The 14,798-nt window shown below is 37.3% G+C and carries 14 protein-coding genes; 11 read left to right on the plus strand and 3 right to left on the minus strand.

The window, feature by feature from the left end:
- The first annotated feature begins 12 nt into the window (after positions 1-12).
- The 6 genes from AB3I27_RS11235 (at position 13) to AB3I27_RS11260 (ending at position 8,557) form a co-directional block, all read left to right on the plus strand.
- A complete protein-coding gene (locus AB3I27_RS11235) occupies positions 13-1,119 on the plus strand; it encodes an amidohydrolase/deacetylase family metallohydrolase (protein WP_070770684.1) in 1,107 nt (368 codons plus the stop codon).
- Complete coding sequence (locus AB3I27_RS11240; RefSeq protein WP_002320339.1) at positions 1,109-2,200, plus strand: DgaE family pyridoxal phosphate-dependent ammonia lyase; 1,092 nt, start codon at positions 1,109-1,111, stop codon at positions 2,198-2,200. The genes AB3I27_RS11235 and AB3I27_RS11240 overlap by 11 nt, the downstream gene beginning before the upstream one ends.
- Before the next feature lie 12 nt (positions 2,201-2,212).
- The gene (locus AB3I27_RS11245) at positions 2,213-2,953 is read left to right on the plus strand and encodes a KDGP aldolase family protein (protein WP_222896836.1); all 741 of its coding nucleotides are present in this window, start codon (positions 2,213-2,215) and stop codon (positions 2,951-2,953) included.
- 285 nt (positions 2,954-3,238) lie between these two features.
- Positions 3,239-5,179: a PTS fructose transporter subunit IIABC gene (locus AB3I27_RS11250; protein ID WP_002309661.1), complete on the plus strand. Its 1,941-nt coding sequence runs from the start codon at positions 3,239-3,241 to the stop codon at positions 5,177-5,179.
- Between the two features lie 89 nt (positions 5,180-5,268).
- Positions 5,269-7,191 carry a BglG family transcription antiterminator gene (locus tag AB3I27_RS11255; RefSeq protein WP_002309660.1) on the plus strand — a complete coding sequence of 641 codons (1,923 nt, stop codon included), beginning with the start codon at positions 5,269-5,271 and terminating at the stop codon, positions 7,189-7,191.
- 343 nt (positions 7,192-7,534) lie between these two features.
- Positions 7,535-8,557 carry an LLM class flavin-dependent oxidoreductase gene (locus tag AB3I27_RS11260; protein ID WP_104771492.1) on the plus strand — a complete coding sequence of 341 codons (1,023 nt, stop codon included), beginning with the start codon at positions 7,535-7,537 and terminating at the stop codon, positions 8,555-8,557.
- Between the two features lie 343 nt (positions 8,558-8,900).
- Here AB3I27_RS11260 and AB3I27_RS11265 read toward each other — a convergent pair whose 3' ends face one another.
- Together AB3I27_RS11265 and AB3I27_RS11270 are read right to left on the minus strand one after the other, a co-directional pair.
- Positions 8,901-9,854 (minus strand): 1-phosphofructokinase family hexose kinase, encoded by a 954-nt coding sequence (locus tag AB3I27_RS11265; RefSeq protein ID WP_002309657.1) that lies wholly within the window; start codon positions 9,852-9,854, stop codon positions 8,901-8,903.
- The gene (locus tag AB3I27_RS11270; RefSeq protein WP_104760022.1) at positions 9,820-10,611 is read right to left on the minus strand and encodes a DeoR/GlpR family DNA-binding transcription regulator; all 792 of its coding nucleotides are present in this window, start codon (positions 10,609-10,611) and stop codon (positions 9,820-9,822) included. Before AB3I27_RS11270 ends, AB3I27_RS11265 begins: the two co-directional genes overlap by 35 nt.
- 221 nt (positions 10,612-10,832) lie before the next feature.
- On the opposite strand from AB3I27_RS11270, the gene AB3I27_RS11275 reads away from it, so the two are divergent.
- The 5 genes from AB3I27_RS11275 to AB3I27_RS11295 all read left to right on the plus strand — a co-directional run bounded on the left by AB3I27_RS11275 (position 10,833) and on the right by AB3I27_RS11295 (position 14,082).
- Complete coding sequence (locus AB3I27_RS11275) at positions 10,833-11,291, plus strand: PTS sugar transporter subunit IIA (RefSeq protein WP_104760021.1); 459 nt, start codon at positions 10,833-10,835, stop codon at positions 11,289-11,291.
- Between the two features lie 11 nt (positions 11,292-11,302).
- The gene (locus AB3I27_RS11280) at positions 11,303-11,602 is read left to right on the plus strand and encodes a PTS sugar transporter subunit IIB (RefSeq protein WP_002291814.1); all 300 of its coding nucleotides are present in this window, start codon (positions 11,303-11,305) and stop codon (positions 11,600-11,602) included.
- 70 nt (positions 11,603-11,672) lie between these two features.
- Positions 11,673-13,034, plus strand: coding sequence for a PTS galactitol transporter subunit IIC (locus AB3I27_RS11285; RefSeq protein WP_368023001.1), 1,362 nt, complete (start codon positions 11,673-11,675; stop codon positions 13,032-13,034).
- Between the two features lie 21 nt (positions 13,035-13,055).
- Positions 13,056-13,316: a hypothetical protein gene (locus tag AB3I27_RS11290; protein WP_002309652.1), complete on the plus strand. Its 261-nt coding sequence runs from the start codon at positions 13,056-13,058 to the stop codon at positions 13,314-13,316.
- A gap of 13 nt (positions 13,317-13,329) precedes the next feature.
- The gene (locus tag AB3I27_RS11295; RefSeq protein WP_002291817.1) at positions 13,330-14,082 is read left to right on the plus strand and encodes a class II aldolase/adducin family protein; all 753 of its coding nucleotides are present in this window, start codon (positions 13,330-13,332) and stop codon (positions 14,080-14,082) included.
- 92 nt (positions 14,083-14,174) lie between these two features.
- Here AB3I27_RS11295 and AB3I27_RS11300 read toward each other — a convergent pair whose 3' ends face one another.
- Positions 14,175-14,780 (minus strand): alpha/beta hydrolase, encoded by a 606-nt coding sequence (locus AB3I27_RS11300; RefSeq protein WP_087062995.1) that lies wholly within the window; start codon positions 14,778-14,780, stop codon positions 14,175-14,177.
- Positions 14,781-14,798 lie beyond the last annotated feature (18 nt).

Below are 14,798 nucleotides of genomic sequence, written 5' to 3' on the forward strand. Positions count from 1 at the left end.
GAGGGTCATTAAATGTTTGATACTTTGATTAAAAATGGAAGGTTGGTTGATGGATCTAAGATAGAGGTCGCTATAGAAAAAGGCATGATTAAAGCAGTTGCAACAGAAATAAATCAGCCGGCGCAAGAAGTAGTTGACTTGGAGGGAAAGTATTATTTATCCGCTGGGTGGATCGATGATCATGTCCACTGCTATGAAAAGATGAATCTTTATTATGACTATCCTGATCAGATAGGGGTCGAAAAAGGTGTGACGACGGTCATTGATGCTGGAACTACGGGAGCAGAAAACATCCGTGAATTTTATCAATTGACGAAATCGGTCAAGACAAATGTGTATGCGCTAATGAATATCTCTAAATGGGGCATTGTCAAACAAGATGAACTTGCTGATCTAACAAAGATTCAAGAAGATCTAGTAAGTACTGCGTTAGCAGAACTGCCGGAATTTATTGTCGGGATCAAAGCGAGAATGAGTAAGACAGTTGTTGGTGAAAATGGCATTAAGCCATTAGAATTAGCTAAAAAAATCCAGTCAGAAAACAATGATCTGCCATTGATGGTTCATATCGGTTCTGCACCTCCTGAGTTAGAAGAAGTATTGTCAAGAATGGAAAGAGGCGATGTATTGACCCATTGTTTTAATGGAAAACCAAACGGTATTTTAGATCCAAAGACAGATCAAATTAAAAACTTTGTCTGGGATGCTTACAATAATGGTGTTGTCTTTGATATTGGACATGGGACGGATAGCTTTAATTTCCATGTGGCAGAAACCGCACTAAAAGCAGGAATGAAAGCTACCTCTATTAGTACGGATATCTACATCCGCAATCGTACAAATGGCCCAGTTTTTGATCTAGCAACTACTTTAGAAAAATTGAGGGTAGTCGGCTATTCTTGGGAAGAAATCATTGAAAAAGTTACAGCAGTTCCTGCACGGAATTTTCATTTGAAGAATAAGGGCCAGTTAGCTGTCAATTATGATGCAGATTTGACGATATTTGAGATTGTTGAAAATGAAAAGGAATTGAAAGATTCCAACGGATTTACACGTATAGCTAAAGAACAAATTTTACCGATTAAAACAATTATTGGAGGCGTCATATATGACAATTAGCTATGGAAAGTTTGATTTAAAAGAAGTCATCAATGCATCGGGAAAAATGACGATCCTAGGGGTTTCTAAGGTATCTGAAAGTGTCCTAGCAGCACAACGATTTGGAGGCGAGCATTTTTTTGAGATGAGTGATCTTGCCATCAAAACCGGCGCTTATCTTTCTCAATTACTGAAAGTGGAAGATGCGCAAATCGTTTCTTCTGCTTCAGCAGGGATAGCTCAATCTGTTGCTGCTTTAATCGGACAGGGCAACATGTACCATGTCTATCATCCCTATACAGAAAAAATCGCTAGACGGGAAATCATCATACCTAAGGGACATAATGTAGATTATGGGACACCGGTTGAAGTAATGGTTGCTCAAGGTGGAGGAAAAGTCATAGAAGCTGGCTATGCAAATATGTGTACACCGGAACATGTTTCCATGATGATTACGGAAAAAACTGCTGCGCTTCTATATATTAAAAGTCATCATGCAGTTCAGAAAAGTATGCTGACGGTGGCAGAAATGGTAGAAGTTGCCAAAGCTCATCGTTTGCCATTGATCGTTGATGCAGCTGCGGAAGAAGATTTATTCAAATATAGCGAAATGGGCGTTGACTTAGTGATTTACTCTGGGGCAAAAGCAATCGAAGGTCCGAGTGCCGGACTGGTCATAGGAAAAAAGAAGTATATTCAATGGATTCGGCTACAGTCTAAAGGTATTGGCCGAGCAATGAAAATCGGTAAAGATAATATTTTAGGCCTTACCCAGGCACTAGAAGATTATTTAAAAAATGGGAGCGAATCCGGTGACTCCATGAAGCAACGATTAACGCCTTTTGTTAACGCAATCAATCAACTTCCTGACCTATCAGCGAAAATAGTTCAAGATGGTGCCGGCAGAGATATTTATCGAGCAAGTGTAACGATTAATGGTGATAAAAGTGCGAAAGAAGTCATTCAGGAATTAAAAGCACGAAATCCAGCAGTCTACACTCGAGAATATCAAGCAAATAACGGAATCATTGAGTTCGACATTCGTTCCGTCAGCCAAAACGAAATGGAAAAAATCATAAAAAGATTGAGAGAAATCATGTAGGAGGCTTTTAAATTGTCAGTTATCCCAAATTATTATAAAAATCGGGTATGTTTAAATGTATTAGCTCATTCAGTTGAAAATGCAAAAGCATGCTATGAAGCAGCGGAAGGGCATGTCGTACTAGGTGTGCTATCGAAAAATTATGCTAGCGATGAAGCAGCAATCGAAGATATGAAAAGGTACCAAGACGCCACCAATAATGCGTTGTCAGTTGGATTAGGCGCTGGAGATCCAAACCAAAGTCAGATGGTTTCGCGTTTATCTGGGGTTTTACAACCACAACATGTCAATCAAGTATTTACTGGCGTGGGGACTTCTCGTGCTTTATTGGGCCAAAATGATACGGTCATCAATGGATTGGTTTCACCAACAGGTAAGATTGGCTATGTCAATATTGCTACAGGTCCGTTAAGTTCACAAGCGCCAGCAGCTGAAGTGCCTATTGAAACTGCCATTCAAATGCTGCAAGACATGGGAGGTACTTCAATCAAGTATTTCCCGATGAAAGGCTTAGCACATAGGGAAGAATTTAAAGCAGTTGCGGAAGCTTGCGCAAAATATGATTTCTATTTAGAGCCAACAGGAGGAATTGATCTTTCAAACTTTGAAGAAATTCTGAAAATTGCAATCGATGCAGGTGTAAAAAAAGTGATTCCTCATGTTTACAGTTCAATTATAGATAAAGAAACAGGAGATACGCGTATAGGAAACGTAAGGATACTATTAAGCATGGTAAAAAAAATTATTCACTAACTCATTAGAAAATAAGAAGCTTATTCCAGAATGAAATGGAATAAGCTTTTTATAATTAATTACGGAAATTGTTAATGTAGATAATAATTTAGATGTACGTAAGCAGAAGTACAGAAATGTAAGATTTTCCAATAGTATTTTATTCAACATAATAAATTGTATATCAATTTTTTAGCGAAATTTCTATTTATTCCAAAAATTTCAGTTATTACGGAATCATTTTGTGCTTAATAAAAAGAAACCGTTTTTATATACTGTAAGTGTAGAAAGAAAGGCGGTAGGAAAATGAAAAAAATTATTGCAATCACATCCTGTCCAGTTGGCATTGCCCATACATACATGGCAGCAGAAAACTTAGAGAAGGCGGGGAAAGCAGTTGGCGCCGAGGTAAAAGTCGAAACACATGGTTCTATCGGTATCGAAAATGAATTGACTGCAAAAGATATCGAAGAAGCAGCTGGTGTAATCATCGCAGCGGATACTAAAATAGATAAAACACGATTTGGCGGCAAACCATTGATAACCGTAGGCGTGCAAGAAGGAATTCATCATGCAGATGAATTGGTAGGAGAGATTTTAGCAGGAAAAGCGCCAATCTATAAAAGTACAGAGACCACTATTTCTGCCGAAAATAAAAGTGAATCAGAAAATTTAGGTAAGAAAATCTATAAGAGTTTGATGAATGGTGTTTCATATATGGTGCCATTCGTAGTTACAGGAGGATTATTGATCGCGATTTCATTAACATTGGGTGGAACAGCGACGCCTGAAGGAATCAAGATACCAGAAGGAACGATTTGGGCAACGATGAATAGTATCGGAAGTATTGCTATGGGATTGATGGTTCCAATCTTATCTGCATTTATTGCGCAAAGCATTGCAGATCGTCCGGGACTTGTTCCTGGATTTGTTGGGGGGATGTTAGCAGCAAATGGCGCATTATATGGTAGTGATGCGAATGCAGGGTTCTTAGGCGGAATCATCACTGGATTTTTAGCAGGTTTCATTGCTTTAGGAATCAAGAAAGTACGAGTACCGAAAGCTTTACAATCGATTATGCCAATCATTGTTATCCCAATTTTAGGATCATTGGCAGTTGGTTTTGTGTTTATCTACGTTATTGGAGAACCAGTAGCTCTTTTATTTAGTTCGTTGACTCACTTTTTAGCAGGGATGCAAGGAGGAAGTGAAATTGTTTTAGCTATGATCTTAGGAGCAATGATTGCTTTTGATATGGGTGGACCGTTCAATAAAGTAGCCTTTCTGTTCGGATCTGGCTTGATTGCAGAAGGAAATTATTCCATTATGGGTCCAATTGCTGTAGCTATCTGTATCCCTCCGTTAGCATTAGGATTGGCATCATTGACATTGAAAACCAAATTTACAAAAACAGAACGAGAAGCTGGTAAGGCATCCTTAGCAATGGGGCTGTTCGGGATCACAGAAGGTGCGATTCCGTTTGCTTCAACAGATCCATTACGAGTGATTCCAAGCATTGTAGTCGGAGCGATGACAGGAAGTGTCATCGCAATGCTTTCAGGAGTGACAGATCATGTCGCTCATGGCGGTCCAATCGTAGCAGTTTTAGGAGCAGTCGATCATGTAGCCATGTTTTTTGTAGCAGTGATTGCAGGTATTGCTGTCACCGTGTTAATGTTAAGAATCTTGAAACCAACATTACAACATACTGCAGTTGCTGCAGCAAATGGGGTAGCGGTAGCGGATTTAACAGAATCTGAAACAAGGGATGTTTATACAAAACCTGAAACGTTTGATTCTATTACGGATATTATGTCAGATGAAGCAATCGTTCTAGGAGAAACAGCAACAACAAAAGACGGAGTAATCGAAGATTTAGTCCAACGTTTAGAAAAAACAGCGGCGATCACAGATAAAAACGGATTTAAAGAAGTCATCTATGATAGAGAAAAGGAAAGTACAACGGGAATCGGCATGGGAATCGCTATTCCACACGGAAAATCAGCTTATGTTCGTAAACCAACGGTGGCTTTTGCCAGAAGTCAAGATGGAGTAGAGTGGCATTCTTTAGATGGAAAACTTGCACATATGATCTTTATGATTGCTGTACCTGAAAACAGCCAAGGAGATATGCACTTGAAAATACTGCAACGTCTTTCACGTAAATTGATGGATGATGATTTCCGTCAAGCATTGATGGATGCGCCAGATAAAGCAGCGGTTCACCAATTATTAAGTGAAATGTAATAACATAAGATGAAAAATCGACCGTGATGAGACATAATAGATGTGTTATCATGATCGATTTTTTATTTGGAAGGGAGTTTCTGCTTATTATGAATCAGCGTCAGCAATCTTTGATTTACCAATTAATTGAAACGAATAATTATATCACAATAAAAAAGCTAGCAGAGCATTTCCATGTGTCGGAAAGAACGGTTCATAGCGATTTGAATGTCATCGAAACTTGGTTCAGGGACAAACAGCTGCCTTTGATGATTGAAAGAAAAAAGGGTACAGGAATCTTGTTGAATGGTCTGCCTCACGAAAAGGAACAATTGAAACGAGCACTTAATGAAGAGGCACAAACAGAAATGGATAAAAACCAGCTTCGTCAATTATTGATTTTCCATCTGCTAGTAGCAAAAGACGGATTTAGTCTTGAAGAGCTTTCAGAAAAACTATATGTTGGAAAACGTACGATTCGTAAAGAATTGACAGAGCTGAAAAGCTTTTTTGAGTACCATAATTTACAGCTAGTATCCAAAACAAAACTTGGCACTTTTCTTAAAGGCGATGAACAAGAAAAAAGACAGCTGCTTGTTAAGACGCTACGCAATATGCAGAAAGAAGATCCGCAAAGTCCTTCGTTGAAAGAATTTTTTGCCAAAGATACGTTAAAAGTCATCCAACATACATTAAAAGAAGTTTTCTATGAAAATCATCTAGAACAACCAGGAGGACTGGCTAGTGTAGAGATTCATATCTATTTTATGCTTGAGCGAATGAAACAGTACCAGAAAGTGAAATTAAGTAAAGACGAAAATGAAGTCGTTGAGCATACCCAAGCACAGCAGTTAAGTAGTCAGATCTTAGCAAAGTTAGCTACTATTTACCCAATTGAATTTTCTCCTGATGAAATCAATTATCTGGCTTTACGTATCGCCAATCTTTTTACAAACTCACAAGCAGCCACACGATTTCAAAAGGAATCTAGTACACTTGCTGATCATTTGATTGTACAAGTGGAGCAGTTTTTAGGTTATTCATTGAAAGAAGATCAGTTACTGAAACAAAACTTAAGGTCTCATTTATCTTCGACCTATTTTCGACTCCATTACGGCTTGCAGATTTCTAATCCACTGACGAAAAATGTATTTAGTACGTACACACAACTTTTTTTAGTTTTACAGTTGATTCTAGAAGATTATTTTGAGAAAGAAAATTTTTATGTTCCGCAAGATGAGACAGCTTATTTAACGATCCATTTCCAAGCGGCGATCGAGCGACACAAACATCAGAAAAGTAAAAGATACCAAGCCGTTTTAGTTAGTGAATATTCAAAAGCTATGGCTACTTTTCTTGAAGCACGGCTGAACAGAGAACTTCCGGAATTAACGATTATAGATTTAATTGAATATAAGCCAGAACTAGAGAGGGAAGACTTTCCACCTGTTGATTTTATTTTAGCTACATTACCGTTTAAACATGCAAATATTCCAGTAATCGAGATTTCACCAATGATCACAGAAACTGACCTGGCTTATCTGACAAAATATATGCTGGAACATGTACCTATCAAGAAGAAAAAAACGTTTGATCTAGCAAGCTTTACTCATCCATTTTTGATCTTTCCTCATCTTGAATGGGCTGATCCAGTAGATATTTTAAATTTTATGGGGAATGTCTTAGTAGAACATCATTATGTGGAGCCGGAATTCGTCGATTCTGTCTTGGAACGAGACCGTCACGCCAGTACTAGAGTGGCACCATTTGTAACGATTCCTCACGGTAATCCGCTGTATGTAAAACATTCGATGATTTCTATTGCAACAATGAAAGAACCGATCCTATGGCATGGGGAACAGATACGTATCGTACTGCTGTTAGCAATAAAGAGAAAGGATTTGAAACATGCAGAGTTCAAAAAAATTTTTTCTGTTATTCACTATTTAGAAAAGCAACCAGAACAAATGGCACAGTTGATGCAATCCAATCATCCACTAGAGATTTTAACCTTGTTGTCTAGTTATGAATAAGCAGATATTAAAAAACTGCCTTTATATCTATAATAATTCTATCTATTTATTTAGAAGTAGAAAACTAAATACAAAAAAAAGAGGATGTGGTCAAAGTTGTGTCACATCCTTAAATACATGTTAGAAACAATCATTTTGAGTCAAAAAACAACGATGGAAAAGACTATTAAAAGAGATTAAGACATGGCAGATGATGAAGGAAGTAGGGGTATAGTAAGCCAATAGATTTCTTGAATATGATGCGAGAACAATTATTCGTCTTTTAAGAAAAAAAGTAGTAGAATCAGTTCATATTAAAAATAAAAAACCTTCCATTTTTGTAGGGTTGGAGGAGGTCACTACCTTGAAAAAAATCGGCTTTTTAAGCTTTGGACATTGGATGGAGCAAGGATCACTCGTGAAAACAGCTCAAGATGCTTATTTGCAATCAATCGATTTAGCAGTGGAAGCAGAAAAAATTGGAGTAGACGGAGCGTTTTTCCGCGTACATCATTTTGCCCCTCAGATTGGGTCGCCGTTTCCTTTGTTAGCTGCAATCGGCGCAAAGACGAATAAGATCGAAATCGGTACAGGACTTATCGATATGCGCTATGAAAACCCTTATTATATGGCAGAAAATGCCGGATTGACAGATATCATCACGCAAGGAAGAGTGCAACTAGGAGTGGGGCGTGGTTCACCTGAACAAGTCCTAGATGGCTGGAAATACTTTGGTTATGATTACAGTGAAGAAGAAATCAAAGAGGTAACACGGGAACGCACCCTTGAATTCTTGGAATTACTTGAAGGAAAAACATTTGCAGAACCAAATCCTCAACCAATGTTCCCACAAGGATCAGGAAAATTACGGATTGAACCTTATTCAGAAGGATTACGACAAAGAATCTGGTGGGGAGCTGGTTCACAGCAAACGGCAATCTGGGCAGCACAACATGGAATGAATCTGCAATCATCTACATTAGTCAATTACGAATCCCATGAGCCGTTCCATATCCAACAAGCAAACCAATTACGTGCGTATAAAGAAGCGTGGAAGCAAGCAAGTCATGATTTTGAACCAAGAACATTGGTCACTCGCTCGATCCAGCCAATCACCACTGATTTGGATCGACGCTTATTTGGACAAGACGGTAGTCCGCAACAAGATGCTGTCGGCTATCTTGCTTATCATCGGAACCCGACGATTTTTGGAAAAACTTTTGCAGGTGAACCTGATCAATTAATCAAGGAGCTAGCTGAAGATGAAGCAATCAAAGAAGCAGACACAGTACTTGTCACGATTCCTAATACTTTGGGGGTAGAATACAACATGCACTTGCTTGAAACAATCGTAAAAGATATCGCTCCAGAATTAGGTTGGCGGTAAAAAGGATATTTCTGTAAGTGCAGGATACTTGAGTGAAAAAATAAACACTTCTAATAATCAGTTTAAAGCAAACTCCAAAAGCTAGACTTGAAAATCTGACTTTTGGAGTTTTTTTGTGAATAAACATATAGATAGGGGTACTTATTTTGGATATTCCATTGAGCAGTGAAAATAAGATAAATGAAAAAATTGTTTGTTTATTCATCATTTAGAAAATATTCGATATACTCCGTTTAGTAGATAGAATCGGTTGATATCTGCGGGGTATCATTAGTGTTTTTTACTTTTGTCTCACGCTCTTTTTTGTCTCATTTCATATAAACAATTATTTACTTTGTACTATTTATTTCATTTCTGTGATTTTAATACTTTTTGCTAGATTTTTTACATCAGCTGGAATAACTTTCCCGACTTCTGATTGCTGTGCATTTGACATGCCGCAAGCCATTGCGTACCTTACACATTCTTTTAAAGGATAATTCTGTTCTAATGAATGAGCAAAACCTCCAACAGTGGCATCCCCAGAGCCTGTTGTATTAATGACAGGAATCTTAGGGATCTCAACATTCCAAAATTCTTCTTTTACTTTGACTACTGCACCATACGAGCCGCAAGAAATCATGATAACATCGATATCTTTAAATAAAGGATTTGTTTTTAAATGGTATTTTATATCGCTTTTTTTAGTAATTTTTTGATGGATGATATCTGAAAACTCATGGATATTAGGTTTGATAAACATCGGTTTATACTTACTTGCTAAGACTTCACGGAGATGTTGTCCAGATATATCCATTAATATATAGATGGAAGGATCTATTTGTTCTTTGATATATTGTAATAATTTAGCATACAAAAAGGGGTCTTGATTGTTGACAGAACCATTTATTGTAATGACTGAAAGGTAATTATTTGTGCTGATTTGTTTGATATCATTCATTAATTTTTTGATAGTAGTATCTGCTATTTCAGGACCAGCTTCCACTAGCTCTGTCTGCGTTTCACCATCATGCATGATGGTGACGGCACCTCTTGATTCTTCTGCAATAGGTAAAAAATGCAAATCAAACAAATTTTCATTTTGCAGCATATCTTGAATCATACCGCCAAAATAACCGCCCAAAAACCCCGTTAAAATAACTGATGAACCTAGTAAAGCAGAAGCTCGTCCGCAATTGATTCCCTTGCCGCCTACATAGCGTACCGGAGAAGCAAAGCGTGTCATCGTACCTAATTCAAAGTGTTTTGTAAAATAAATGGAATCAATGGATGGGTTCATCGTGATTGTCAGTATCATTTTTTGGCTCCTTTAATATGGTTAAGTATTTTGAATAATGATGGAAATCTTGTTCTGATAAATGATTATCGGTTATTAGATAATCAAAATCGGTTAATTTTCTAAAAGTATAGACATCTGATTTATTTAATTTTGAATAATCTGCAACAATACATTTGATTTTGGCTGCATTGAGCGCTGCATTTTGAATATTTCCCTCAATAAATTGAGCAGTTGTGACATTGTTTTCAAATATTCCATTTGTTGCAGCGAAAGAGATATCGACATTCAAACTTTCAAAAGATCTTTCTGCAACTTCCCCAATGAACTCTTCTGTAATAGGAGAAAATTCGCCACCAGTAAGTAAAATCCGATAACTAGAATGATTCTTCAAATAGTTGAAAGCAATCAAACTATTTGTAATTACAAATAGATTTTTCTTTTGAATGAAAGGGAGTGCATACAGGATTGTTGTACCGGCGCCTACATAAATAGTAGAATTATCCGGAATTATACTGTTCATGACTTGACCAATATATTTTTTTTCGGCTACATTCGTATCAATCTTTTCTTGAGTCGATAGTTCTCGATTATAAGGTTCCTTTCGTTCAACGCCGCCATACAGCTTTTTTACTTTATTTTTTTTTGCTAATTCAGTGACATCTCGGCGTATGGTCATTTCTGATACGCCTAATTTGTTAGCGATTTCTGAATTAGTTAAATAAAAATCTTTCTCTAATAACGTAATGATTCGTTCTTGTCTTTCTTTTTTCAACATATAAATTACTCCTTTAACATAAAAGTCAAGTTTTGTTCGACTTTGTTCTTCTTAATTATATAGATAAACGATTTTATTTTCAAGTAGATCAAATTTAACAAAATAAATTTCTTTTGAAAGCGTTGACAAAACGAACTAACAGAAATATAATATTCTTGTAAACAAAGATGAACTTAGTAGAACACAAAATTAACAAACTTAATCAAAAAGAGGGTGGAGAAATGGAATATAAAGAGATGTTTGTTCCTAGTCTGATTCAATTAGCGGTAGACGTAAAAAATAAAGAAGAAGCTTTTTTAATAGCTGCCCAACGATTAGAAAAAATGGGGTACGTCAATGCGAATTATTTGAATGGGCTAATTGCAAGAGAAAGAAAATTTCCTACAGGATTGATTACTAAGTATTTAAATATTGCACTGCCACATTCGGAATGTGAATATGTCGAAAAGCCATTCGTTTTTGTTATGCAGCTGAAGAACCCAATTTATTTTTATCAAATGGGGGATAATCAGGAAATGACTGTAGAAAATCTATTTTTTTTAGGAATCAAAGAACCAAAAGAACAAGTAGGATTACTTCAAGCGTTTATGAATTTATTCATGGATGAAACATTCGTAGAAAATTATAAGAAACAAGAAACACCGCAAAAAATATACGAACTTATTACAAATTATATTTAGGAGGAAGAAAAATGAAGAACCGGTTAATTGTCGCATGTGGAAGTGGCGTAGCAACGAGTCAGACAATCGCGAGTAAGATCCAAAGTATGTTAGAAGATGATGGCATTACATTTCCTGTAGAAGCAGTTGATTACAAATCAATCCAAAATGAGCTTCCTACTGCTGGAATCTATGTGTATGTCGCACAGCCTGATGATGAAGTACTTGAACAAGCAAAAGATTTAGGTATTGAAGTATTTCCAGGAATTCCATTTTTAACTGGAATGGGCGTAGAACCTATTTATGACAGTATCAAAGAGTTAATACAGTAAAGGAGGATTGTTGGATAAAAAATTGTCTCGTAGTTTTTCTACTATATTTCAAAAGAAAGAAGGTTTATTTATGGAAGTCTTCCAAACCGTGATCAATTATGTTTTGAATTTAGGATCAGCTATTTTTGTTCCTTTGATTATTTTGATACTTGGATTATTGGCAGGGATGAAATTTAAAAAAGCATTCATGTCTGCATTGACTTTAGGGATCGCTTTTAGCGGGATGTCTATGGTCATTGGCTATATGTCTAACGCAGTAAGTCCAGCATCAGAAGCATTGGCTAAAAATACGGGAATCAGTTTGCCGGCGCTCGATCTAGGGTGGACGGGTGCAGCAAGCATCACATGGTCGTGGAGTTACGCTTTTATATTCTTTGCAGTAACGATTGGGGTCAATTTTGTACTCTTACTTTTTAATTGGACGAAGACGTTAAATGTTGATATGTGGAATGTTTGGGGGAAAGCTTTAACTGCTTATTTAGTTTATTATGTTTCTGGTAGTTTGGCTGCAGGCTTTCTTACAGCAATGGTTCAAGTTATATTGGAATTAAAGCTTGGTGATATGTTTCAGAAGCATATACAGGATCTCACAGGGATTCCATTAGTAACAGTGACTCATTTTATGACATCTGCCGCTGTCTTGTTGCTCCCTTTCAATATGATCATGGATAAAATACCTGCATTGAATAAACGAGCGGATACGAATGCATTGAAGAAGAAAATTGGGATCTTCTCTGAAAACTCTGTAATGGGATTCATTATTGGCTTGGGACTTGGCTTTGCTGCTGCGTACGGTGTCTCAGGTTCTCTTAATCTGGTAGTACAGACTGCGACTGCATTAAGTCTGTTCCCGATGATCTCTAAAATGTTCATGCAATCTTTGTCTCCTTTAGCAGACGCGATGTCAGAATTTATGAAAAAGCGATTTAAGGATCGTGAAGTATATATTGGATTGGACTGGCCGATATTAGCTGGTCGTTCAGAGATTTGGGTTACTGCTATTTTACTTGTTCCTGTGTTTATCGGTTATGCTATTATTTTGCCAGGAAACCAAGTATTACCATTAGCAGGGATCATCAACTATTCGATTGGGGTCGGCGGATTGCTTCTAACAGGAGGAAACTTGGCTCGTATGCTGATCCTGGGAATCCTCACGATGCCTATTTATTTGTACGGTGCCACTTATCTTGCGCCAATACTCAGTGATTTAGCAGAAAAAAGCGGAGCAGTTGAGGGAATCAAGAAAGGACAGTTGATCACATGGTCATCAATAGAAGGGCCGGAGTTCAGGGTTTTATTTGCGGAGGCATTTAATAGAAATATTCTCGCTATTGTAGGATGCGTAATTTTTCTAGGATTGTTTGTTCTACTTTATAAATATATGATAAAAGCGAAAGTCCCGAGCGAACGTTATGCTGAACTGCAAAAATAGCATCGAAATGGTGGGAAAGCAATGAAAAGAGAAGAGATAGAAAAAATAAAATGGACAGTCGTTCTTTGTGGTACACTTCTGCTATTTCTATATGGACTCTTTACTCAGAATATCATCATCAATCTATTGGTCATTTTTTTCGCACTAGTGATCTATAAATATGGAAATCACGTTTTATTCAGAGAGTACGATGAAAAAAGAAAACAGAAAATAGAAGAATCAATGAAAATAAAAGAAGCTACCAAAGAAATATTGAGAGAAAAAAGTTTTATAAAAAGATAATGGAGGGGTCATTATGTCAGATGGACGTATGTTATTTGAGAGAGAACGACAGGACATGGCACGTATCGTAAGAGTGATTTTCGAAAGGAAAAATACAAATGTGGCAGGAGGGAATTTTTCCTTTAAAACCACTGATGATCAAGGAAAAGACTACATTATCATGACACCGACCATGATGTCAGAAGCCTATCTTGGAGAGATTTCTCCTGCACAAGTTCTAGTAGTAGAACCAAGAACGCGTAGAATCGTTGATGGAGTCGGTCATTTAACTCGTGAAATCAATATGCATGAAGCGATGTACGAGACTAATCCAGCAATCAAAGCTGTCTTGCATGCACATGCGCCTAATGCAATGTTCTGGGCGACTACTGGGTTGCCTATGCCTAATTTGACAGAAGCCACAGCTAAAGTAAAAGAGATTCCTGTCATGGACTTTGAGCCTAATTGCTCTGAAGAACTTGCTGAATTGACAAGCGATTATGTAAAAACACATGATTTAGAGTTGCCCCATATGTTATTACTCAATTCACATGGCGTATTGATCAACACAGGTGGAGAATCAGGAATCGAAGCTATCCATAAAGCACTGCAAATCCTTGATACAGTCGAATGGAATGCAGAAATCGCTTATAAACAGACGATTTTCCAAGCACTAGGGATTACTGATGGGTTTTATTCGAAAGGTGAGAAAATCGGCAGATTGGAAGATTTGAAACATAAAACGGCTATTTATAATAAATCTGTTATTACAGCTAGCGGAGACTAACCTATCTGGCAAAAAAACTACGACTTTCACACACTATGATCCAGATTGATGTCTGCTTCAGGTTGTGTCATATAAGTCGTAGTTCTTTTCTTTTATTTAGTTAGAAGATGCTCTGTCCATTCCCTCGCTTGCTCGATTTCGTCCATCGTCAACTGATGACCTGTTACAGTTAGCTGAATCGTCACATTTGCTTGGCGTGTTTCGAATTGATCGGCCAATTCTTTAAAGGAAGCAGGGGAAACGATTGGATCGTTATCACCATAAGAAAGCCAGACGGTTTTATCCTCTAATGTGGAACGGCTTTGATGGACACCTAGAGACATTGGATGGAAAAACAACCCTTTATTTAGCATGGTCTCACGTTCCAATAATAAATGAGCAGCGATGTTTGCGCCATTTGAATAGCCGACAAGCAGCCAATCGCTTAACGGTATCTGTTCTGTTTCGCTGATATCTTTGATTTTTTCATGGAGCTTATCTGTTTCTTTTTCCAAACTGTCCAGGTCGAATTGATTCAATCCATTACGCTTGAAAAAACGATTCATCCCATCTTCTTGGACCGTGCCACGAAAAGAAAGCAACGTACTGTTTGGTGCAAGAAAGTGAGCGATATCCAGTAAAGAATGTTCATCGCCACCTGTGCCATGAAGTAAGATCAAATGCTTGCCACTTGTTCCTTTTTCAAAAATGTAGGACATTTTGTTCCCTCTTTTCTG

This window comes from Enterococcus sp. C46 (genome assembly GCF_040887565.1).
Taxonomy (GTDB): domain Bacteria; phylum Bacillota; class Bacilli; order Lactobacillales; family Enterococcaceae; genus Enterococcus_B; species Enterococcus_B lactis.

What these genes read in the sequence shown, in the direction of transcription:
- AB3I27_RS11255 (WP_002309660.1), top strand. Translation starts at nt 5,269, where the DNA reads ATGAATCAGCGTCAGCAATCTTTGATTTACCAATTAATTGAAACGAAT.
- AB3I27_RS11280 (WP_002291814.1), top strand. Translation starts at nt 11,303, where the DNA reads ATGAAGAACCGGTTAATTGTCGCATGTGGAAGTGGCGTAGCAACGAGT.
- AB3I27_RS11295 (WP_002291817.1), top strand. Translation starts at nt 13,330, where the DNA reads ATGTCAGATGGACGTATGTTATTTGAGAGAGAACGACAGGACATGGCA.
- AB3I27_RS11270 (WP_104760022.1), bottom strand. Translation starts at nt 10,611, where the DNA reads ATGTTGAAAAAAGAAAGACAAGAACGAATCATTACGTTATTAGAGAAA.
- AB3I27_RS11265 (WP_002309657.1), bottom strand. Translation starts at nt 9,854, where the DNA reads ATGATACTGACAATCACGATGAACCCATCCATTGATTCCATTTATTTT.
- AB3I27_RS11235 (WP_070770684.1), top strand. Translation starts at nt 13, where the DNA reads ATGTTTGATACTTTGATTAAAAATGGAAGGTTGGTTGATGGATCTAAG.
- AB3I27_RS11250 (WP_002309661.1), top strand. Translation starts at nt 3,239, where the DNA reads ATGAAAAAAATTATTGCAATCACATCCTGTCCAGTTGGCATTGCCCAT.
- AB3I27_RS11275 (WP_104760021.1), top strand. Translation starts at nt 10,833, where the DNA reads ATGGAATATAAAGAGATGTTTGTTCCTAGTCTGATTCAATTAGCGGTA.
- AB3I27_RS11300 (WP_087062995.1), bottom strand. Translation starts at nt 14,780, where the DNA reads ATGTCCTACATTTTTGAAAAAGGAACAAGTGGCAAGCATTTGATCTTA.
- AB3I27_RS11240 (WP_002320339.1), top strand. Translation starts at nt 1,109, where the DNA reads ATGACAATTAGCTATGGAAAGTTTGATTTAAAAGAAGTCATCAATGCA.
- AB3I27_RS11290 (WP_002309652.1), top strand. Translation starts at nt 13,056, where the DNA reads ATGAAAAGAGAAGAGATAGAAAAAATAAAATGGACAGTCGTTCTTTGT.
- AB3I27_RS11285 (WP_368023001.1), top strand. Translation starts at nt 11,673, where the DNA reads ATGGAAGTCTTCCAAACCGTGATCAATTATGTTTTGAATTTAGGATCA.